This window comes from Rhodococcus sp. NPDC059234 (assembly GCF_042754225.1).
In the GTDB taxonomy this organism is placed as follows: Bacteria; Actinomycetota; Actinomycetes; order Mycobacteriales; family Mycobacteriaceae; genus Rhodococcus_G.
This window is the reverse complement of record NZ_JBHZAH010000040.1, coordinates 20,158-39,542: the sequence shown is the minus strand read 5'-3', so window position 1 is coordinate 39,542 and position 19,385 is coordinate 20,158. Positions and strand designations below refer to the sequence as shown.

The 19,385-nt window shown below is 68.9% G+C and carries 16 protein-coding genes; 8 read left to right on the top strand and 8 right to left on the bottom strand.

The features are described 5' to 3' along the window. The first annotated feature begins 183 nt into the window (after positions 1-183). The 5 genes from ACFXGJ_RS11390 to ACFXGJ_RS11370 all read left to right on the top strand — a co-directional run bounded on the left by ACFXGJ_RS11390 (position 184) and on the right by ACFXGJ_RS11370 (position 3,854). On the top strand, positions 184-897 hold the full coding sequence (locus ACFXGJ_RS11390) for a hypothetical protein (protein ID WP_378619169.1): 714 nt from the start codon (positions 184-186) through the stop codon (positions 895-897). 109 nt (positions 898-1,006) lie between these two features. After that, positions 1,007-1,915: an Ig-like domain-containing protein gene (locus ACFXGJ_RS11385; RefSeq protein WP_378619165.1), complete on the top strand. Its 909-nt coding sequence runs from the start codon at positions 1,007-1,009 to the stop codon at positions 1,913-1,915. Between the two features lie 162 nt (positions 1,916-2,077). Then, on the top strand, positions 2,078-2,695 hold the full coding sequence (locus ACFXGJ_RS11380; protein WP_378619143.1) for a hypothetical protein: 618 nt from the start codon (positions 2,078-2,080) through the stop codon (positions 2,693-2,695). 291 nt (positions 2,696-2,986) lie between these two features. Further along, positions 2,987-3,334 (top strand): WhiB family transcriptional regulator, encoded by a 348-nt coding sequence (locus ACFXGJ_RS11375; RefSeq protein ID WP_378619141.1) that lies wholly within the window; start codon positions 2,987-2,989, stop codon positions 3,332-3,334. Between the two features lie 295 nt (positions 3,335-3,629). Then, complete coding sequence (locus ACFXGJ_RS11370) at positions 3,630-3,854, top strand: hypothetical protein (protein WP_378619138.1); 225 nt, start codon at positions 3,630-3,632, stop codon at positions 3,852-3,854. A 148-nt stretch (positions 3,855-4,002) separates the two neighbouring features. Here the strand turns inward: ACFXGJ_RS11370 and ACFXGJ_RS11365 are convergent, their stop codons facing one another. Continuing rightward, positions 4,003-4,899, bottom strand: a complete 897-nt coding sequence (locus ACFXGJ_RS11365) for a tyrosine-protein phosphatase (RefSeq protein ID WP_378619136.1) — start codon at positions 4,897-4,899, stop codon at positions 4,003-4,005. Between the two features lie 240 nt (positions 4,900-5,139). Here ACFXGJ_RS11365 and ACFXGJ_RS11360 point away from each other — a divergent pair, with 240 nt between their 5' ends. Beyond that, positions 5,140-6,684, top strand: coding sequence for an alkaline phosphatase family protein (locus tag ACFXGJ_RS11360; protein WP_378619133.1), 1,545 nt, complete (start codon positions 5,140-5,142; stop codon positions 6,682-6,684). A 118-nt stretch (positions 6,685-6,802) separates the two neighbouring features. On the opposite strand, the gene ACFXGJ_RS11355 is transcribed toward ACFXGJ_RS11360, so the two are convergent. Further along, positions 6,803-8,344 (bottom strand): cellulase family glycosylhydrolase, encoded by a 1,542-nt coding sequence (locus ACFXGJ_RS11355; RefSeq protein ID WP_378619130.1) that lies wholly within the window; start codon positions 8,342-8,344, stop codon positions 6,803-6,805. Positions 8,345-9,312: 968 nt separating this feature from the next. On the opposite strand from ACFXGJ_RS11355, the gene ACFXGJ_RS11350 reads away from it, so the two are divergent. After that, positions 9,313-10,779, top strand: coding sequence for an Ig-like domain-containing protein (locus ACFXGJ_RS11350; protein ID WP_378619128.1), 1,467 nt, complete (start codon positions 9,313-9,315; stop codon positions 10,777-10,779). Positions 10,780-10,864: 85 nt separating this feature from the next. On the opposite strand, the gene ACFXGJ_RS11345 is transcribed toward ACFXGJ_RS11350, so the two are convergent. Next, positions 10,865-11,263: a winged helix-turn-helix transcriptional regulator gene (locus ACFXGJ_RS11345; RefSeq protein WP_378619125.1), complete on the bottom strand. Its 399-nt coding sequence runs from the start codon at positions 11,261-11,263 to the stop codon at positions 10,865-10,867. Between the two features lie 80 nt (positions 11,264-11,343). Between ACFXGJ_RS11345 and ACFXGJ_RS11340 the strand changes: the two genes are divergently transcribed. Continuing rightward, a complete protein-coding gene (locus ACFXGJ_RS11340; RefSeq protein WP_378619123.1) occupies positions 11,344-12,792 on the top strand; it encodes a DHA2 family efflux MFS transporter permease subunit in 1,449 nt (482 codons plus the stop codon). A 98-nt stretch (positions 12,793-12,890) separates the two neighbouring features. Here ACFXGJ_RS11340 and ACFXGJ_RS11335 read toward each other — a convergent pair whose 3' ends face one another. From ACFXGJ_RS11335 to ACFXGJ_RS11315, 5 genes are read right to left on the bottom strand one after another with little or no spacing between them, the layout of a single operon-like run. Continuing rightward, positions 12,891-14,549, bottom strand: a complete 1,659-nt coding sequence (locus ACFXGJ_RS11335; RefSeq protein WP_378619120.1) for a dipeptide ABC transporter ATP-binding protein — start codon at positions 14,547-14,549, stop codon at positions 12,891-12,893. A gap of 21 nt (positions 14,550-14,570) precedes the next feature. Further along, positions 14,571-15,449 (bottom strand): ABC transporter permease, encoded by an 879-nt coding sequence (locus tag ACFXGJ_RS11330; protein ID WP_378619117.1) that lies wholly within the window; start codon positions 15,447-15,449, stop codon positions 14,571-14,573. Continuing rightward, positions 15,446-16,405, bottom strand: coding sequence for an ABC transporter permease (locus ACFXGJ_RS11325; protein ID WP_378619114.1), 960 nt, complete (start codon positions 16,403-16,405; stop codon positions 15,446-15,448). Before ACFXGJ_RS11325 ends, ACFXGJ_RS11330 begins: the two co-directional genes overlap by 4 nt. 26 nt (positions 16,406-16,431) lie before the next feature. Further along, on the bottom strand, positions 16,432-18,039 hold the full coding sequence (locus tag ACFXGJ_RS11320) for an ABC transporter substrate-binding protein (RefSeq protein ID WP_378619111.1): 1,608 nt from the start codon (positions 18,037-18,039) through the stop codon (positions 16,432-16,434). Next, the gene (locus tag ACFXGJ_RS11315) at positions 18,036-19,286 is read right to left on the bottom strand and encodes an ROK family protein (protein ID WP_378619171.1); all 1,251 of its coding nucleotides are present in this window, start codon (positions 19,284-19,286) and stop codon (positions 18,036-18,038) included. The genes ACFXGJ_RS11320 and ACFXGJ_RS11315 overlap by 4 nt, the downstream gene beginning before the upstream one ends. Between the last annotated feature and the right edge of the window lie 99 nt (positions 19,287-19,385).

The following is a 19,385-nucleotide window of genomic DNA, read 5'->3' as shown; positions in this document are numbered from 1 at the left end:
GCGCTCTTCCCCCTGTGCGCCGGCGCCGGTCACCCTCGGTGATCGGTCACCCTCGGTGATCGATCACCGTCGACGGGATCGACAACCCGATGTCGCGGCGGCCTGGACCGCCCGGGCCACCGTGACGCCCACCCGGGTCGGCCGCACGCTCGACCCACACCAGAAGAGAAGTAGGTAAACCCCATGCAGCGGACAACCGCTCGTCGCCTCGCCGCCGTCGCGGCGGCGACCACACTGCCGGCCACTCTCCTCGGGGTCGGCACCGGCGTCGCGAACGCCGCCGACTCGGCCTGCGCCCAGTCCAGCCACGACACCAAGAACGACTGGAGCACGGTGTGGATCACCCACACCTACGACAAGAGCGTCTCGGTTGCCCAGGCGGCCGCCGGGACCAACGTCACCTACAAGATCGTCGTCGGGACCACCAGCATCGGGAACCCGTACGTCAACTCCATCGGCGACTACCCTCCAGTCGGCTTCGACAAGCCCATCGCGGCGAAGGTCACCTCCTACCACTTCGCCCAGGGCCAGGTGGCGGCAGACGTCACCCCCGAGCCGACCGGGGACGGCGGCTGGCGGGTCAGCAGCACCGGCTGGTTCGTCAACTCGGGCAACCCGGTGACCGCCGAGTTCACCTACCGGGTCCCGGACCGGGCCCAGACCGGGGCCTCGATCACCAGCGGTGGGATGTACGCAGGCGGCACCGTCGGTGTCGGGACCACCAAGGCGAACCTCACCGCCTGCTTCACAGTGCGGGACAAGAACCCGGGCGAGGCCACGCTCGGGAGCGCAGACGCCAACGGTCTCGGCTCCGCCGAGGGCCAGATGAGCTCCACCGGCTCGATCAGCGATGTCCTCGGAGACACCATCACCCGAGTCCTCAAGAACGGCAGCTAATTCCGGCGCTCGGCGCCGCGATCGACTCGGCGCCGAGCACTCGACCCCCACGCCCCCACGCTGCGGCCTCGACATCGACGGTCGCACACCAGCGACCCAAGGATCACCCATGGCATCACGACACATCGCGCGCGGCGTCGCCGCGGGCGCGGCCGCAACCGTCGCGGCCGGAGCCCTGACCCTCTTCGGCGCAGGCATCGCCGGCGCCGAACCCGCTTCCATCGAATGGGGCGACGGCAGCTCCCATTTCACCCGCACCATCAGCAACACCACCCCCAATGCGGGCGAGACCGTCACGGTCACCACGAAGTTCGACCGGACCAGCTGGGTCGACGAGTACATCTACAACGTCAAGGACCGACACCCGTCCTGCCTGACCTACGTTCCCGGCTCCGCCAAGATGATCGGCCAGAGCGAATACCCCGTAGTCGACCCCGAGGTCGTTGCCGACGAGGGCAACGGATCGGGCTACGTCCGCGCCTCCTGGGGCATCACCGACTGGGTCGTCCAGAACCGCCCCGGCTTCCACCGCTCCCCCACCTTCAGCGTCCGCTACAAGGTCGGCGCCGATTGCGTCCGCGGCACTGCCCTGACCACCGGCGTGGACTACGGCGGATCGCTCGGCAGCGGCAACTACGGCACCAAGGGTCCCTCCGTCACGGTCGGCACGAACACCGAGTCGACCACCACCCTGAGCACGGTCACCGGCGCCACCGTCGGTAAGGCCACCACACTGACCGCCACGGTCGACCCCGCGGGCAACGGTGGCACCGTCACCTTCAAGGACGGCGGCTCCGCGATCGGTACCGCCCAGGTCGGCACCGACGGCACCGCCACCCTCCGGTGGACACCTGCCACCGCCGGGGACCGCAGCATCACGGCCGACTATTCCGGTAGCGGCACCGTCAATGCCTCCTCCGGCTTCGTCACCGTCACCGTCACGCCCGGAAGCGGCGACGGAACTGGCGGAACCGGCAGCCTCGGTTCCCTGCTCGGCGGCTTCGGCTCCAGCAAGTAGCAGCCCGGCGCGGACCCGGGTCGACGATCGTCCGCTCTCGGCTCGGCGTCCGCTGCGCCGAGGCACACGCTTCGGGCTCCGGCGCCACCCCCTCACGCCGGAGCCCGAACTCACACCTCTTGCGGCGATGCTCACGGCCGCACACACCACAAGGAAACCATCATGACCCCTCGAACAACCCGCCGCGGCGTCGCCGTGGGCGCGGCGACGACCGTCGCGCTCGGAGTTCTGTCCCTGCTCGGTTCCGGCATCGCCGGTGCCGCCCCCGCGACGGTGACCTGGGACGACTACTACTCCCACTTCACCCGCACCGTGAGCAACTCCACCCCCGATGCCGGCGAGATCATCACGATCACCACCAAGTTCGAGCGCACCAACTCCACCGAGGAACACCTCTACAACATCAAGGATCGGCACGCGGCCTGCCTGACCTACGTCCCCGGCTCCGCCAAGATGAACAACACCCCGCTCGCCCCCCAGGTCGACGACGGCACGATCCCGGGCCGCGACCCCCTCGTCAGCGTCGACTTCGCCCCCAACGACTGGATCGTCCGGAACCAGCCCGGCTCCTCCCCCGTCTTCAGCGTGAGTTACAAGGTCGGTACCGGCTGCTCCCGTGGCAACAACCTGACCACCGGCATGGACTACAACGGCTCGCTCGGATCCGGCGCCTACTACACCAAGGGCCCCTCCGTCTCCGTGAGCTACCTCGGGCCCGGCGGCAACGGCTCGAGCGGCAGCGTCGGTTCCCTCCCCGGCGGCTTCGGCTCCAGCCAGTAGTCAGGTCCACGGCGCCCCCGGCGCCCACCGTCAGCACGACCCTCGGCGGACCCGACCGCCATCTGCTCCGGGCTCCGGCGCCGCGCCCTCGCGGGCGCCGGAGCCCGGTCTCTCCCACCGACCGCGGCAACTCTCATGACCGCACCAATTCACAAGGGACACACCATGGCACGGCCGTATTGGCCGGGAACACACCCTACGGCCGGCCCGGCGCCGAATCCCAGCCTCCGGCGCCGCCTCCAGCCACCCGCCGTCCGTCAGCTCGGTTCTCAGTGAAAAGCAAACCCCGACATGATCAACGCTCTTGGCCGCCCCCACACCGACCTCGTCGACGCACCCGGAAGCTGGGTCGCACAGGCCTACTGCCGCTTCAGTGACCCCGACAGGATGTTCGTACGGGGCCTGACGAAGCAACGACAAGCCGCCGCGCTCTGCGAGCACTGCCCCGTCATCCTCGAGTGCGGCGCAGACGCCCTGGACAACCGCGTCGAATTCGGAGTCTGGGGAGGAATGACGGAATGCCAACGGCGAAAGCTGATCAAGCTTCACCCGGGCATCGAGTCGTGGGCCGACTTCATCGCACAGGCACGCCGGCGTGCGAGCCGGCGCAACTTCCTCGACATCGCGCCGGCGGGGTGACTGGTGCCCACCGATTGGGCCGACAGGTGCCCCACGCCGAAGCTGACCATGCCACGGCCACCGTGACCGAGAACCTCCGGCCAGGTCCGACCGTTGCCGTCATCCCTACCCCACACGCCCAGGGCACCGCCGATCCACAAGCAGGTACCTCCCCCGGCAATCCTCCCGTCGTGATCGGCGCAGCCCCGACGAAGTATGTAGTTCGACAGCTCCGCCGCCTCCGCCGATCGCCAGCCATGGCCTCGCCCGCGGACCATCTACCCGCGCTGGCGGACCATCTATCAGAGGAGGACCGATGAAGATTCCATTGTGGATCGGCGTCCCCGCGCTCTTTGCACTCTCGGCCGTCGACGCGGCCCTCGAACTCCAGATCCGTGCAGTCGGCGCGCTGACGCGGACCGTCATGCACGGTGTGGGTGCCGTCAGTCCGGAGCGGCCACTTCTCTGGGACACCGAGGATGCGTGCGACCGGCAGCTCGAGCGGCCAGGTGCCGAGGACGGGCCACGGCTCGAGGGTTGACGGTGTCGGGCCGGTGCGCCCACACCCGCGCGGCGAGCGCGGACGAACCGGCCCCGCATCGCGCCCGAGACACACTGCCGTTGTCTACCCGGCGGGGATCGTAGTGAACACCGCCATCGCGTGGTTCACCGCAGTTGACGGACGCAACCTAGGTCAGGAGTTCGGCTCGCAGTGTGTCGATGGCGGCCTGGTCGAGTCCGAGGCCGTCGCGCACGTACCTGTCGAAGCTGCCGTAGATCCGGTTCATCTGGTCGAATGCCGCATCGAGCCAGGACAATTCGACCGCGTGGGCGTCACCGAGGTAGGTGTTCGACGCCATGTAGTCGGCGTTGACCATGTCGCGGGGCACCCCGAGCAGGGTGAGCAGCACCGCGGTGCTCCAGCCGGTGCGGTCCTTGCCGGAGGTGCAGTGGTACATCGTGGCGCCACTGTCGTTGTGCGCGATGGCCTTCAGCAGGTCGCCGAATGCGACGTCCGAGCCGTGGTAGCTGACCATGAACGGGTACTGGACGGACATTCCGAGGTCCGAGGACCCGCTGACCGCGGCGTCGATCAGCGCGCGTCCGAGCGTGAGCGGCATGAATTCGTGGAACCAGAAGTTGCTACCGCCGCCTTCTACGTCGGCCACCTGGTAGCGCACGCCCGGCGGAAGCCGGTCCGGCGCCTGCGCACGTTCGGAGGTATTGCGCAGGTCCACGTCGAGGGTGACGTTCGCGGCGGTCAGCTTCGCCAGGTCCGGGTCGGTCAGCGAGTCGATCTTGTTGGAGCGGTAGACGACTCCCGTGCGAACCTTCCGGCCGTCGGTCGTGGTGTAGCCGCCGATGTCGCGGAAGTTCTTCGCTCCGTCGAGTCGGACCGCGTTCGGTGCGGGGGCGGGCAGTTCCGGTAGCGGGTCCGCCGGTCCGGACGAACCGAGCTGGCTGGAACCGAAGTCGAGGCCGCTCGAGCCCGCTGAGGCCAGGGCGGGGGCCGCGATGGCCGGCGCCAGGGCGATCACGCACGCGAGGGCGAGCCCTGCCGGCCGGAAGTAGCTGGATGCTGACACGTCATGTCCTCTCGAATGTGCGCTCGGGAACCCGCGTCCCCGGAAAATCGTGGCGAACGGTACTGGAGCTTCACCTGGTCGTGGGATTTTTTTCGGGATACGAGACGTGGACCGCTGAACCGAAGGGATGAATCGGTCAGACGGCATCGATCCGGCGTTTCGGACTAGTCTCCTTACGCACCAACGAAAGTCTCGGCGCCAACGTTTGCGCGTCGCGATAACGCGTGCGAGTATCGCCGCATGGTGCATGGAAACCCGTTCGCGGGCCTATCTCGCCGCGAGTTTCTCGCCAAGGCGACGGCAGTCGGTTCGGTCGCGATGCTCAACTCTTGGGCGAGCCCCATCATTGCCAGGGCGCACACCATGTCCGACATCGGCCACGGATCTCTCGACGACATCGAGCACTTCGTGCTGCTCATGCAGGAGAACCGGTCGTACGATCACTACTTCGGCACTCTGTCGGGCGGGCGCGGATTCGACGATCCGTCCGCGGCGTGGAAGCAGTACGGCTACTCCCCCGAACGCGGCGAGGACCCGACGGGATTCATCAACCCGTTCCGGTTGGACACGACCCGGGGCGCATCGTTGGACGGTGAGTGCATCAACGATCCGGACCACTCGTGGGCCGGTACGCACGAGGCGTGGAACAACGGAGCGAACGACAGATGGATGCCGATGTCCATCGCCTCGGTCGGTGTCGGCAACGGCCCGGCAGCGATGGGTTACTACACCCGGGACGACATCCCGATTCACTACCAGCTCGCCGATGCCTTCACCTTGTGCGACAACTACCACTGCTCCGTACTCGGCCCCACCGACCCCAATCGGCTGTACTGGATGAGCGGAACCATCGACCCCGACGGACTGGCCGGCGGGCCGCTGGTGGAGACGCCGACCTTGATCCCGAAGTTCCAGTACTCGTGGAAGACCTACCCCGAGAGCCTCGAAGAGGCGGGCGTGAGCTGGAAGATATACAACAACAAGGACTTCGGCCCGGTCTCCTCGGTCGCCCTCGACGGGATGATGGGCTGCTTCAAACAGGCCCGAGACCCCAACTCCGCCCTGGCCCGCAAGGGAATCGATCCGACCTACCCCAACGACTTCCGCAGCGACGTGGCCAACGGCACCCTGCCCGCGGTGTCCTGGGTCATTCCCTCACTGCTCAACTGCGAGCATCCTGCTCTGCCGCCGGCGTTCGGTGCCGCGGGCTTCGTGGAACTGCTCGACATCCTCACGTCGAATCCCGACGTCTGGGCAAAGACCGCGTTGATCATCTCGTACGACGAGCACGGTGGATTCTTCGATCACGTCACCCCACCCACGCCGCCGCCGGGGACGCCCGGCGAGTTCCTCACCGTTCCCTTGGATTCCGTGTCCTCAGCGAAAGGCGTGGCCGGGCCGATCGGCCTCGGGTACCGCGTGCCGGCCCTGGTCGTCTCGCCGTACAGCCGCGGCGGACTGATTGCGTCGGAGGTGTTCGACCACACTTCTCAATTGCGGTTGTTGGAAAGACGATTCGGCGCTCCGGTGCCAAACCTGACACAGTGGCGGCGCGCCACGGTCGGAGACATGACGTCCGCATTCAACTTCGCCGCACCACCCGACACGGGAAAGCCGGCACTGTCCGACCCCGCGCCCGGATCGCGGAACGCCGTGCTGCAGTGTGGACCGAACATGGCGACAGGAACCCTCGGCAAGGGCGCCCCCTACCCGGTGCCACCGAACCGGATGCCAGCCCAGGAGCCGGGCAGTCGGTCGGCACCGTCCGGAGTGGTTTCACGCTGATCCAGCTCTTCCGGACCGGGAGTGCGTGATGTCGGTCCGCTGATGCGGTGAGGCGGGAGAAGTAGGCGGGTCCTGGGGTGGGCGGATATCGCGCCCACTTCGGGGCCGACGAAGCCGCTCAGGCAGGGGTGGCCAGCACCGTGACCCTATCCGCTCCGGATGCGCTGCGCACCTGCAGGACTGGTGCATTCGGGGCCGAACTCACCGAACCACCGGTCACCGTCACCGTGTATCCGAACGGGTACTCGAGCTTCGGCATCGCGATCGAAGTCACGGCTCCCGCGCCGAACCGTCCGTGGCCGTCGGCGCGGGACGTCGAGTACTCCACCCGCAGAGTCGAATTCGCACGATCGAACCCATAGGACAGCGGAGTCCCGGACACCAGACGCGGATGCGGCACGGCCAACGTTCTCACCTTGCTCCACCGGACGTTGTCCCCGGTTGGGGGCTTGGCGGGGTCGAGCACGATGGCCTGCCCGGCCTGGTCCTGGGTGGTCGGGTCGTCGCACCCGCAGTACGCCCAGTACTGCCAGCCGACCATGTTCTTCGCGGCTCGGTCGAGCGCCGCGATCAGGGTCTTCTCGTCGTCGGTCGAGCCGAATTCGGTGAGCAGCAACCCGGCGCCGGTGGCGCTGGAGTGGGCCTGGGCATTGGCGAAGACGGAGTCGTCGAACGGGCCACACACATCGTCCGATGCCGAGCCGGAGCCGCCGCTGATCGCCGCGAACGTGCAGTAGTCGTGGAAGGACAACGCCTCGTTGGGATCTCCGGTGGTCCCGGGGTTCGGCTGCACGCCGCTGTTGGACAGTGAGAACGGTTCGTACAAGACCATCGTGGCCGGGTCCTGGGCCCGGATCGCCCGTGCGAGTCGGTGGTGCATCGCGGTGAGCTCGGCGTTCGCGGCCGCGCAGTCACCGACGAGGCACAGCGGGTAGGAGCTGCCGGGCCACGGCTCGTTCAGCAGGTCGTACCCCATCACTCCGGCCGTCCCACGAAAGAATCCGGCAGTGTGCGCCCAGGCCGCCGCGAAGCGGTCCTGGACGCCGACCCCGCCCGGTCCGGCCTTGTTCGCCAGGAAGTTGTCATAGTTGACCAGCAGCGCAGGAGTCGCGAACTGGTTGTAGGGGAAGCCCAACTTCGGGACAACGGGCAGCCCGTCGTCGAGTACGGCCCAATCGGGCTCCCACTCACCCTGGAACTTCTCGTTCGCCAGGTCCTGATGCATGTCGATCAGCGTGGTGATGCCGTGCGAAGCCAGCACGCCGACGGTGTTCTTGATCCGCGCCAGGTAAGCGTCGTCGTAGACACCGGGATTCGGCTCGATGGCCTTCCAGACAATGCCCAGACGCACACTGTCGAAGCCGTTGTCCTCGAGGAACTGCGCGTCGTCGTCGCCGAATCCCAGGGCGTCGGGCGCGTACGGCGAGTGCTTGGCCACCATGTTGACGCCGCTTGTGATCAGCGCCCGTCCGTCGCGGTCGGTGATCCACCGACCCGCATGCGTGATACCGGTCGGCGCCGAGGGCGCGCCGCTCCGGGCGCCGGGCGCGGCCGCGGCAAGGTGGAGCGACGCGGAACCGAGGACCAGGGAGCTGGCCACGGCGGCCGCGGTCACCGTGCGCAGGAATGCGGCTCGGGTGCGAGATCGGAATGACGACATGGTGAGGTCGGTCTCCTCGTGACATCGGCGGACGAACCCAAGGCATCTCAGTTGGACAGCAGTCCTGGTCCGCCGCTGAGTATCCACGACCGCCAGGGCGTTCGGGCCTCGTTCTGTCGGGTCCGGCTCGTCGTCGAAGGTGGCTGCCATCGGGAGGTGCCCAGTACGCGCGTTCGCCGGTCCCCCACGATCGAAGGCGGCAGGGATTCCGTCGCCTCGGGATGAATAGGGGCGCAAGCCCGACCGAGAAAGGTCGGGAAAGCCATTGGTTCGCACCGCCCGGCACGGAATCGCAATTTCACATCCTGCATCGACCACTATCTGGGGGCACTCGCCCCGACCGGGTCCGACGACACCATTGCTACCCGGGTTCGATACATCAAATATGATGCCTGCCTGGGGCTACCCGCACACATCCCGGTGAATTCGAACTCCGAACGAACGCCGTGCGAATACCTTTTCATCAGATACGTTGCATCTCGTAACGGTGTCGAACAGTTCGGTTCCATGGTTCTCATATTTCGCTCACACCAGCCGGGTCGTCGTGATAGGACTTACCCGTCCAGCGGAACTCTTCGGCTCCGCGCGACTTATTTCCCGCATCCATTTCAAGGAGCAACAATGGCTACGCTGTCCACCGTCATCTCGGTCCTCGGCACCATCGGGGACATCTTCTCGGCGGCGAAGCTGCTGCAGTCCCTCAGCTGACGGTACGGCCGGTGGATGGACGCCACCTGCACCAAGCCCTGTCACCGATCGAGTACGCGGTCACCCCTTCTGCGTGACCCTCGACAGCGCCGGTCTCGGCGACACCATCACCCGGGTCTTCGACAACGGCAGCTAGACGTCATCCCAGGCGGCCAGACCCGTGCGCTCGGCGCCGCGACCGCCGCACCGCCGAGCACACGCCCCCACCGAACGCGGCGACCTCGTGTCGAGCGCCGCACCACGACGACCGAAGGAAGACCATGACACCACGATCGACGACACGCGGCGTCGCCGCCGGCGCGGCGACCACACTCGCGGTTGGAGCACTCGCCCTCCTCGGCGCAGGCGTCGCCGGCGCCGCCCCCGGATCGATCACCTGGGACGACGGCAGCTCCCGGTTCACCCGAACGATCAGCAACACGACCCCCGTCGAGGGCGACACCATCACGGTCACAACACAATTCGACCGAACCAGCTGGGTCGACGAGTTCATCTACAACATCAAGGACCGGCACCCGTCCTGCCTGACCTACGTCCCCGGTTCCGCCAAGATGAACAGCTCGCCGGCCAACCCCGAGGTGAACGCCGACGAGGGCAACGGCACCGGCTATGTCCGCGCCTCGTGGGGCGTCACCTCCTGGGTCGTCCAGAACCGCCCCGGCTTCCACTCCTCGCCGACGTTCAGCGTCGACTACAAGGTCGGCTCGAACTGCCCCCGCGGCACCGCACTGACCACCGGCATGGACTACGGCGGATCCCTCGGCAGCGGCAACTACGCCACCAAGGGTCCGGCGGTCACGCTGGCCAAGAACGCTTCCACCACCGTGCTTGCCGCCGTCCCCAGCGCTCGCGTCGGCCAGCCGACCACCCTCACCGCCACGGTCACCGGCGGCGCACCCGGCGACCCCGTCGACTTCTACGACGCCACCACCAAGATCGGCCAGGGGCAGCTCGACGCCACCGGCACGGCGACCCTCGCCTGGACGCCCACAGTGAAGGGCGGCCACACCCTGTCCGCACGATTCGCGGACACCGCCTACGCCAACGGATCCCAGTCCGCACCACAGACGGTGCAGGTCTCCGAACAGAACGCCAACTCCACCGTCACCCTCGCCCCCGTCACCGGCGCGCAGGTCGGCCGAGCCAGCACCATCACCGCAACCGTGACCCCCACCGCGGCGGGTGGCACCATCGAACTCCTCGACGGCAGCACCTCACTTGCCACCATCCCCGTCCCGGCCGACGGCAAGGCGACCTACCAGTGGACCCCCGCCACCGCGGGCGGCCACGCCCTCCGCGCCACGTTCTCCGGGCGTGACGGTGTCGCCGGATCCACCACCACCCAGCAGGTCACCGTCGCCGAAGCCCCGGCACAGACGACGAACTCGACCACCACGCTGAGCCCGGTCAGCGGAGCCACCGTCGGCACGGCGACCGCGCTGACGGCGAAGGTCAGCCCCGCAGACGCCGGCGGCACCGTCACCTTCAAGGACGGCAACACCGTCGTCGGCACCGCCCAGGTCGGAGCCGACGGCACCGCGGCCACCCAGTGGACCCCGGCAACCGCAGGCCAGAGCACCATCACCGCCGAGTACTCCGGCAACGGCAACGTCAACGCCTCCTCGGACCAGGCCTCGGTGATCGTCGCCCCCGGCAACGGCAACGGCAACGGCAACGGCGGCGGCAGCCTCGACTCCCTGCTGGGCGGCTTCGGCTCCAGCAAGTAGCGGGAGGGCACCTCGGTGGCTGTTCCCGGCCCGTGCGGCCGGGAACGGCCCCCGACTCCGGCAGGCTCCGCCTGCCGGAGTCGGGTCAGGCGTGGGCGGTCCGACGCTCCTGGGCCGAGTCGTAATCGAAACGGGCGCGCGCGATCTCGGGCCGGTGACGCTCGGCCCACTGGGTGAGCCCCAACAGGTACTGGTGCAGCTCGCGCGCGATGTCGGTCAGCTCGTACTCCACCTTCGGCGGCACAGTCGGGTAGACGGTGCGGTGGAGCATCCCGTCGCGCTCGAGGTTTCGCAGGGTCAGCGTCAGCATGCGCCGACTGATCCCGGCGACGGCCCGCTCGAGCTCGGTGAACCGGATCGGACCCTGCGCGGCCGCGACCAGGATCCCGATGCTCCACTTGCCCGCGACCCGGGTGAGCACCTCCTGAATCGGGCACGCTTCCAGGAGGACCTGGTCGGATACATCGATGTTCCCCTGGGACATGAAAGTGCCTCCTTCCGCCGCGCTTGATAGTCACAGATGATCTCCACAGTTACAAGTCATGCACCTATGGAGGTCAGAGGATGTTCCAGGCCAAAGTCGAATCAGCCCGGTCACGATGGGCTGCCCTCGCCGTGCTGTGCGCCGGCGCACTGATGATCGTGCTGGACCAGACCATCGTGAACGTCGCCCTGCCGGCGATCCAGGACGACCTCGGCTTCACCCAGACCGGCCTGTCCTGGGTCGTCAACGCCTATCTGATCCCGTTCGCTGGACTGCTGCTGCTCGCCGGCCGGCTGGGCGATCTGGCCGGCCGTACCCACGTCTTCCTGACCGGCATCGCGGTGTTCACCCTCGCCTCGCTGCTGTGCGGGCTGGCCACCACCCCCGAGCTGCTGATCGGCGCCCGCTTCCTGCAGGGCGCCGGCGGGGCCATCGTCTCGGCGGTCATCCTGGGCATGATCACCACCACGTTCACCGTGCCGCGCGAGCGCGCGACGGCGTTCGGCGCGTTCAGCTTCGTGCAGGCCGCGGGCGGCACCATGGGCTCGTTCGCCGGCGGCGTGCTCACCCAGATCGCGGACTGGTCCTGGATCTTCCTGATCAACATCCCGATCGGCATCGCGGCCGTCGTCGCGGCCCGCCGGATCCTGCCGCGGGACAAGGGTATCGGCATCTCGGCCAGCGCGGATCTGCCCGGCGCCGCGCTCGTCACCGGGTCCTTGATGCTCGCGATCTACACGATCGTGACGGTCGAGCAGTACGGCTGGCTGTCGGCGCACACCCTTGGCCTCGGCCTCGTGGCCGTGGTCGGCGTCACGGCCTTCCTCGCCCGCGAGGCCACCGCCGGCACCCCGCTGCTGCCGCTGTCGGTCTTCCGCTCCCGCAACATCTCCGGTGCAAACCTGACGCAGGCGCTGCTGATCGCCGGAATGTTCGGCTTCCAGTTCCTGGTCGTCCTGTACCTGCGCCAGGTGCTCGGACTCGACGCGATGACGACGGGGCTGGCGATGCTCCCGCCCGCCGTCGCGATCGGCGCGGTGTCGATCGGGCTGTCCGCCCGCGCCAACACCCGGTTCGGCGAGCGGCGGGTGCTGCTCGGCGGACTGACGATGATTGCCATCGGATTCGTGCTGCTGGCACAGGTTTCCGTCGACGGACGGTATCTGACCGACGTGCTGCCCGCCATGGTCGTGATGGGTGTCGGCTTCGGCCTGTCCATGCCCGCGCTGATCGGTCTCGGGATGGCGGACGCCGCCGCGGACACCGCGGGCGCGGTCTCCGGGCTGCTCAACACCACGCAACAGATCGGCGGCGCCCTCGGGCTGGCGGTGCTCGCGGTGCTCGCGTCGACGCGCACCGAGCACCTGATCGACGGCGGGGTCGAGCGCGCGCAGGCCCTGACCGACGGCTTCGCGCTCTCGTTCACCGTCGGCGCCGGGCTGGTGCTCGCGGCCCTGCTGATCGCCGCCGTGGTGATCACCGGCGCCCGCCGCCGGGCCGGTGTCGAGACCCCGGTGCCGGCGCTCTGACCCGGCGGACGGACCCTCGGGTGTGCGCCTGCAGACAAGGCCTTGTATGGCCCTCGCCGGCAGGCGCGCACTCGTCGGAGCACCGGGCCCGACGACCGCTATCCGACCGCGGACAACCGGGGGTCCGAGCGCGCGCCGTCGCGCCGCGCCCGTTGTTCGACCGGGTTCGGGATCGGCACCGCATCCAGCAGCGCGCGCGTGTAGTCGTCGCGCGGGTCACCGAACACCGCCGGGGTGGCGCCGATCTCGACGAGCTCCCCGCGCCTCAGCACCGCGACCCGGTCGGAAACCTGGCTCACCACCGCCAGGTCGTGACTGATGAACAGGCAGGCGAACCGGTAATCGGCCCGCAGGTCTGCGAACAGCTCGAGCACCTCCGCCTGCACCGACACGTCCAGGGCGCTGGTCGGCTCGTCGGCGACCAGCAGCCGCGGCGCCAACGCCAACGCCCGTGCCAGGGCGACCCGCTGCCGCTGCCCGCCCGACAGCTCGCCCGGCCTGCGGGTGGCGAACGAGCGTGGCAGCCGGACCGATTCGAGCAGCGTCGCCACCCTGGCCTGGAGCAACGCGCCCGAGGCCGCGCGGTGCACGCGCAGCGGTTCCGCGACGCTGTCCCCGATCGACCATCGCGGATCGAGCGAGGCCGCCGGATCCTGATGCACCAAGGCCACCCCGCGGCGCAGGGCACTCAGCTCGCGCCCCGACAGCGACCGCAGGTCGACGCCGTCGAGCAGCACCTGCCCGCCGCTCGCCCGCACCGCGCCGAGCACCGTCCGGCCGAGAGTCGTCTTGCCCGAACCCGACTCCCCCACCACACCGAGCACCTCCCCCGCGGTCACGTCGAGCGTCACCGCACGTAGGGCGTGGAATCGCTCGCCGCCACGACTGGCCGGGTACACCACGTCGAGATCTCGAACGGCCAGGATCGGTTCCGGTCGCTGCTCGTCGCCCGACGGAGCGGCGTCCGTGTCCGCCCGGACACGCGGCACCGCCGCCAGCAACTGGGCGGTGTACCTCTCCCTCGGCCGCGCGAACAGCTCCAACACTCCGCGAGTTTCGACCAGCTGCCCGCGGTGCAGCACGGCCACCCGGTCGGCCACGTCCGCCACCACCCCCATGTTGTGGGTGATGAGCAGGATCGCCGTGCCCCGCGTCTCGCGCAGCGACCGCAGCAGGTCCAAGATCTCGGCCTGCACCGTCACGTCGAGCGCGGTCGTCGGCTCGTCGGCGATCAGCAGGTCGGGCTCACCGGACAGCGCGAGCGCGATCACCACCCGCTGCTTCTGTCCACCGGACAGCTGGTGCGGGAACCAGTCCACCCGAACTTCGGGATCGGGAATCTCCACCAGCCGCAACAGCTCCACCGCCCGGATCCTGGCCTGCGCCCGAGTCACGCGGCCGTGAGCGCGCAACGCCTGCGCGATCTGCCACGCGATCGTCCGGACCGGGTTCAGGGCTGTCTGCGGTTCCTGGAACACCATCGCCGCCCTGGTGCCGCGCACCGCGGCGAGGGCGGCCTCTCCGGCACCGATCACCTCGTCTCCGCCGAGCGTGACCGATCCGCTCGCGGTGGCAGGCTCCGGCAGCAGTCCGAGCACCGCCTTGGCGGTCATCGACTTTCCGGAGCCGGATTCGCCGACGAGCGCGAGGATCTCGCCGCGGTTCACGGCCAGACTCAGCCCGTCGACCACCGGGACGGCGTCGTCTCCGAAACGGACGGTGAGGTTCTCGATGGCGAGGATGGTCGTGTCGGCCATCGTCTTCTCCTATCAGAGGGGTCAGACCCGGCGCGCCGAACCGAGCGCCTGGGCGACGAGCAGGAACCCGAGCACCAGCGCCGCGACAACCACGAGTGGACCGATGGCGAAGGCCGGGTTGGCGTCGAGATTGGGAACGGCGTCGGAGATGATCGAACCCAACGAGGGCTCCGGGGGCCGGACTCCGATGCCGACGAAACTCATTCCGGACTCCACGAACACCGCGATCGACAGCGACAGCGCGACCTGAACGGCCAAGGGTTCGAGTGTGTTCGGCAGGACGTGTCTGCGCAGCACCCACCATCGACTCGCCCCGATCACCTCCGCCGACTCGACGAACGGCTGCTCCCGGACGCGCAGCACCTGGGTCCGGATGGTCCGGCCGAAGATCGGCACCTCGGCCACCACGATCACCACGACCACCGTCGTCGCGCCGGGCCCGATGATCGCCGCCAACGCGATGGCCAGGATCAGCGCCGGGAAGGCGAGTACGACGTCGAACAGCCGTTGGGCCAGCACGTCGCTCACGGGATGCAGGGTGGACACCAGGCCGAGCAGCGACCCGATCAGCGCACCGACCGGCACCGCCACGAAGATGATCTCGAGGTTGATCGTGATGCCGTGCAGCACACGGGAGTAGACGTCGCGGTTGACCTGGTCGGTGCCGAGCCAGTGCTGTGCACTGGGGCCGAGCAGGTTGGCACCCGCGATCTGCTCGGTGGGCCCGAACGGCGCCAGCCAGTGCGCCAGGAGGCCGGCCGCGACCACCGCGACCACCAACACCACGCCGACCAGTCCCTGCCCGCGAGTGAGCGCGGCGAGCGTCTCCCGTCGGCGCTGAGGCGGCGCGGACAACGCCCGGTCCGCGACCGCCGGATCGTCGATCTCGGTGACACTCACGGCGTACCCCCGATGCGGATCCGCGGATCCAGGTAGGCGTGCACCACGTCCGTGACGAGCTGCACGAACACGAACACAGTGACGGAGATCAACAGCAGTACCTGCACCACCGGGTAGTCGCGTCGGCTGATGCCCTGCTCGATCAGCTGGCCGATGCCTGGCCAGGCGAAGATCGCCTCCACCAGAACCGCGCCACCGAGCAGCTGCCCGGCCTGCAGACCGAGCACGGTCAACATCGTCGGGAGCGCATTGCGAAGTGCGCTGCCGCTGACCAGGTTCCACCGAGACACGCCGAGTGCCCGTGCCGTGAGGACGTAGGGCTGACGCATCTCGGTGCGCAGCGACTCGGTGAGGAAACGGGTCAACGCCGCGGCCACCGGCAGCCCCAGGCACACCGCAGGCAACAGCAGGTACTGCATCGAGATGTCCGGCCGGGCCAGGAAGCCGCCCGGGGGAAGTCCGCCGGCAGGTAGCACCGGCACCAACACCGCGAACACCAGCACCAGCAGCACGCCGCTGACGAACGGCGGCAACGCGACCGCGACGGTGTTGAAGCCGGCCACGAGGCCGGTCAGCCACCGCGTCGGCCACACCACCGCCGCGACGCTCAGCAACAGGGCGACCACCAGGGCCAGTACCAGCGCGGTCACCGCGAGCACCACCGTGTTGACGAGTCCGGCGACCACCAGATCGGAGATCTGGCCGCCGATCACGTACGACCGTCCCAGGTCGAAGGTCGCCACCGAACCGAGCCACGCCACGTACTGGGCGGGAATCGACCGGTCGAGACCGAGCGAATGCCGGATCGCGGCAACGGCTTCCGGTGAGGCGTCGGGCCCGGCCAGACTGGTCGCCGGGTCGCCGGGTACCAGCCGCAGCACGAAGAAGATCAGTAACGAGGCCAGCAGCAGAACGGCGACGGCCGACGGCAGCCGGCGCGCGAGGTATCGCACCATTGCGTTGACTCCTCTCGGGTCGGCCGTCAGGCCAGATAGGCGTCCGTGTAGACGATTTCCGAGCGTTTGGTCCAGTCGATGCCGTGCACCTTCCTGGCCGCGGCGAGCTGGTTGAGCACCACCCCGATCTCCACCAGGAACAGCCCGTCCAGCAGCTGGTCGCTGACGGCCCGGTACCTCGCCGTCGCCTCGGCACCGGTGCCGTCGACCACCTGCCAGGCCGCGTCGGCGGCATCGACGTAGGCCGGGTTCTCGTAGTGCGAGGCGTTCTTCAGCGCGTTGAACGGGTAGGCGCTCACCGTGAGCGTGGACGGGACGTACTGGGCCCACGAGTGGAACGTCGTCCACAGGCCCGGAATCGTCCCGCCGATCAGCTGTTTGACGAACGCCGCACCCTCCTGGGGGTCGAGCCGGACGGGGATGCCGACCTCCGCCAGGTTCGCCTGCACGATCTGCGCAGTGGCCTCGTAGAAGGGGTTGCCCGCCTGATAGGTCAACGGCAGCTCCGGCACCGGTGCCCCGTGCTCGGCGAGCACGGCTTTCGCCTTGGCCACGTCACGGACGTACGTCCTGTTCTTGGCCTCGTCGTAGGCGGGCGAGGTCTTGGGCCACGGCAGGTTCACCGGGTAGCCCGAGCCACGGAACACCTCCGCGACGACACGGTCGCGGTCCACCGCGTACGCGATCGCCTGGCGCACCCGCACGTCGGCGAGAGCCGGGTGCGTGACGTTGGCACCGACGTACACCTGAAGCTCCGCGCCCTCGAGCGAGACGGACTGAAATCCGGCTGTCCTGCCGAGTGTTTCGTTGTCGCGATAGTTCAGGCCGGACGCCACCGCCACCTGGCCCGACTTGAGAGAGCTGAGCAGCGCCTGGGAGTCCGGGATGATCGCGACCTCGACCCGGTCCAGGAACGGCCTGTCCGGGATCCAGTAGTGCTCGTTGCGCTCGAAGACCAGCGCGGTGTTCGGTGTGCGCGAGACCAGCTTGAACGGCCCGGTCCCGACGAACGCCTCTCCCGCCGACAATTTGTCGATGGACTCGCGGTCGAGAATCGGCACCGTGTCGAGCAGGTCGAAGATGTTCCCGAGCGGATGCGCGAACGTCAGTCCGAGCCGGTGCGGATCGCTCGTGTCGAACGTGGTGATCGCGGCGGCGGTACTGCGCAACTGCGCCGTCCACTTGGGGTCCGCGTACGTGCGTATCGAGAACTCCGCGTCCGTGGACGTGAACGGCCGCCCACTGTGGAAGGTGACGTCGTCGCGAAGGTCCAGCGTCAGCGACAGCCCGTCGGCGGCGAGTTGCCACGACTTGGCAAGTCGCGGAACGGGTTCGACCTTGTCGTGCGGGTACCGAACCAGACTGTCGTAGGCGAGGCCGATCACGGTGGTCGAGCCGGCCGTGTTGGTGAGGAAGGTCGACGGGATCACGTCGGCGGTGATGCCGGCCTGGAGGGTACCGCCGCGGACGGGGGTACCGGAGGCGCCGGCCCCGGCACCCGCCTTCTGCTCGCCGACCGCCGAGGAGCACGCTCCGAGCAGTCCGGTACCGAGGATCGCGGCGGCCGTCAGACCCGCACCACGGAAGAAGGTACGTCGGTCGAGGGCGGAGATTGTGGTGGTCGTGGAGCTCACTGGGGAAAGGTCCTTCGCATGGAGGTGAGCGGATCGGCGTAGAGGGCACTGAGCGAGACGACACCCGCGGCGAACTCCTGGACCCGGTTTCCGAAACCGGTGATCCGGATGTCCTTGCGGGCCAGGCTCGACGTGTGCGCGAACGCCTCCGCGACGTGGGGGATCCCGGCCGGGTACTCGGTGAACGCCTGCCCACCGAGAATCACCCGATCCGGGTTGAAGAGGTCGCGCAGCATCGCGACGGTGCGACCGAGCACCCGGGCTCGCTCGACCAGAAGTTCGTGTGCCGGAATCGATCCCGCCGCCGCCGCGCGGTACACGGCCGCGATGGCGGGCCGCTCGTCGGTGTCGGTCAGGATGCCGGCGTCGCGGGCCGCGGTGATCGTGGCCCGGTCACTGACCGTGGCCTCGAGGCAGCCGCGCGCTCCGCAGGAGCACTGGGCCGAGGAGCCCGTTGGCAGGTGCACGATCGAGCCCGGACCGCTGGACGGCGTGTGCACCCGGCCGTCGATGGTGACCGCCACCCCCGCGGTCTCCCGGGCGTAGAAGTAGAGGCTGGTGCCGGCGGCCGGGGTGTCGCCGGGACGCTGCGGTGCGAGCAACAGCTCGGAGGCGGCCATCGCCTCCACGTGCGCGGCGACGGACACCGGCAGGCCGAGGCCCTCGCCGATCACGGCGCCGACCGGGGCGTCGGCCCACCCGAGACGCGGGTGGTCGACCCTGCCCGTCGTCGCGTCGACCCGACCGCCGAGTGCGACGCCCACCCACAGCGGCTTGCGCTTGTGCCAGCGGGAGACGAACATCCTTGCACTGCGGGTGATCTGGGCGAGCGCGCCCTGCTGCGGCCCGGTCGGGGTGGCGATCTCCACAGCGCCGAGAACCTTGCCACGAATATCGCTCGCGACGATGCCGGTGACGACCGCACCGATGTGAATGCCGATGGTGAGGTACGGCTCGTGGTTGGCCTCGAACGGGACCCGGGGCCTGCCCACCGCGCCCGACGCGGTGAGGTCACCGCGCTCGCGCAGCAGCCCCTCCGCCAGGAGGGCGGCGACCTGGCGGTTCACCGTGGCGGTGGACAGGCCGGTGGCCTTGGCCGCGGTGTCCCGGGCGATCGGGCCGCGCGAGCATGCGACCCGGAAGACGGCCGCGGACGGCGAGTCGCCGACCCGCAGCTCCGGGGGAACGATCTGGACACGTTGTGCGGTACGGGGGGTGGGCCGGGTGAGCACGGCCGCGGACGACAGAGTTGAGGTGAGCACTCGAATTCCTTGCACTTCGTCCCTGGCGGGACAGACCTACACGGTGTGGGAGAGCGCTGCCGTCGAACGGGACACCGACGTATC

What these genes read in the sequence shown, in the direction of transcription:
- ACFXGJ_RS11390 (WP_378619169.1), top strand. Translation starts at nt 184, where the DNA reads ATGCAGCGGACAACCGCTCGTCGCCTCGCCGCCGTCGCGGCGGCGACC.
- ACFXGJ_RS11385 (WP_378619165.1), top strand. Translation starts at nt 1,007, where the DNA reads ATGGCATCACGACACATCGCGCGCGGCGTCGCCGCGGGCGCGGCCGCA.
- ACFXGJ_RS11380 (WP_378619143.1), top strand. Translation starts at nt 2,078, where the DNA reads ATGACCCCTCGAACAACCCGCCGCGGCGTCGCCGTGGGCGCGGCGACG.
- ACFXGJ_RS11375 (WP_378619141.1), top strand. Translation starts at nt 2,987, where the DNA reads ATGATCAACGCTCTTGGCCGCCCCCACACCGACCTCGTCGACGCACCC.
- ACFXGJ_RS11370 (WP_378619138.1), top strand. Translation starts at nt 3,630, where the DNA reads ATGAAGATTCCATTGTGGATCGGCGTCCCCGCGCTCTTTGCACTCTCG.
- ACFXGJ_RS11360 (WP_378619133.1), top strand. Translation starts at nt 5,140, where the DNA reads ATGGTGCATGGAAACCCGTTCGCGGGCCTATCTCGCCGCGAGTTTCTC.
- ACFXGJ_RS11355 (WP_378619130.1), bottom strand. Translation starts at nt 8,344, where the DNA reads ATGTCGTCATTCCGATCTCGCACCCGAGCCGCATTCCTGCGCACGGTG.
- ACFXGJ_RS11350 (WP_378619128.1), top strand. Translation starts at nt 9,313, where the DNA reads ATGACACCACGATCGACGACACGCGGCGTCGCCGCCGGCGCGGCGACC.
- ACFXGJ_RS11345 (WP_378619125.1), bottom strand. Translation starts at nt 11,263, where the DNA reads ATGTCCCAGGGGAACATCGATGTATCCGACCAGGTCCTCCTGGAAGCG.
- ACFXGJ_RS11340 (WP_378619123.1), top strand. Translation starts at nt 11,344, where the DNA reads ATGTTCCAGGCCAAAGTCGAATCAGCCCGGTCACGATGGGCTGCCCTC.
- ACFXGJ_RS11335 (WP_378619120.1), bottom strand. Translation starts at nt 14,549, where the DNA reads ATGGCCGACACGACCATCCTCGCCATCGAGAACCTCACCGTCCGTTTC.
- ACFXGJ_RS11325 (WP_378619114.1), bottom strand. Translation starts at nt 16,405, where the DNA reads ATGGTGCGATACCTCGCGCGCCGGCTGCCGTCGGCCGTCGCCGTTCTG.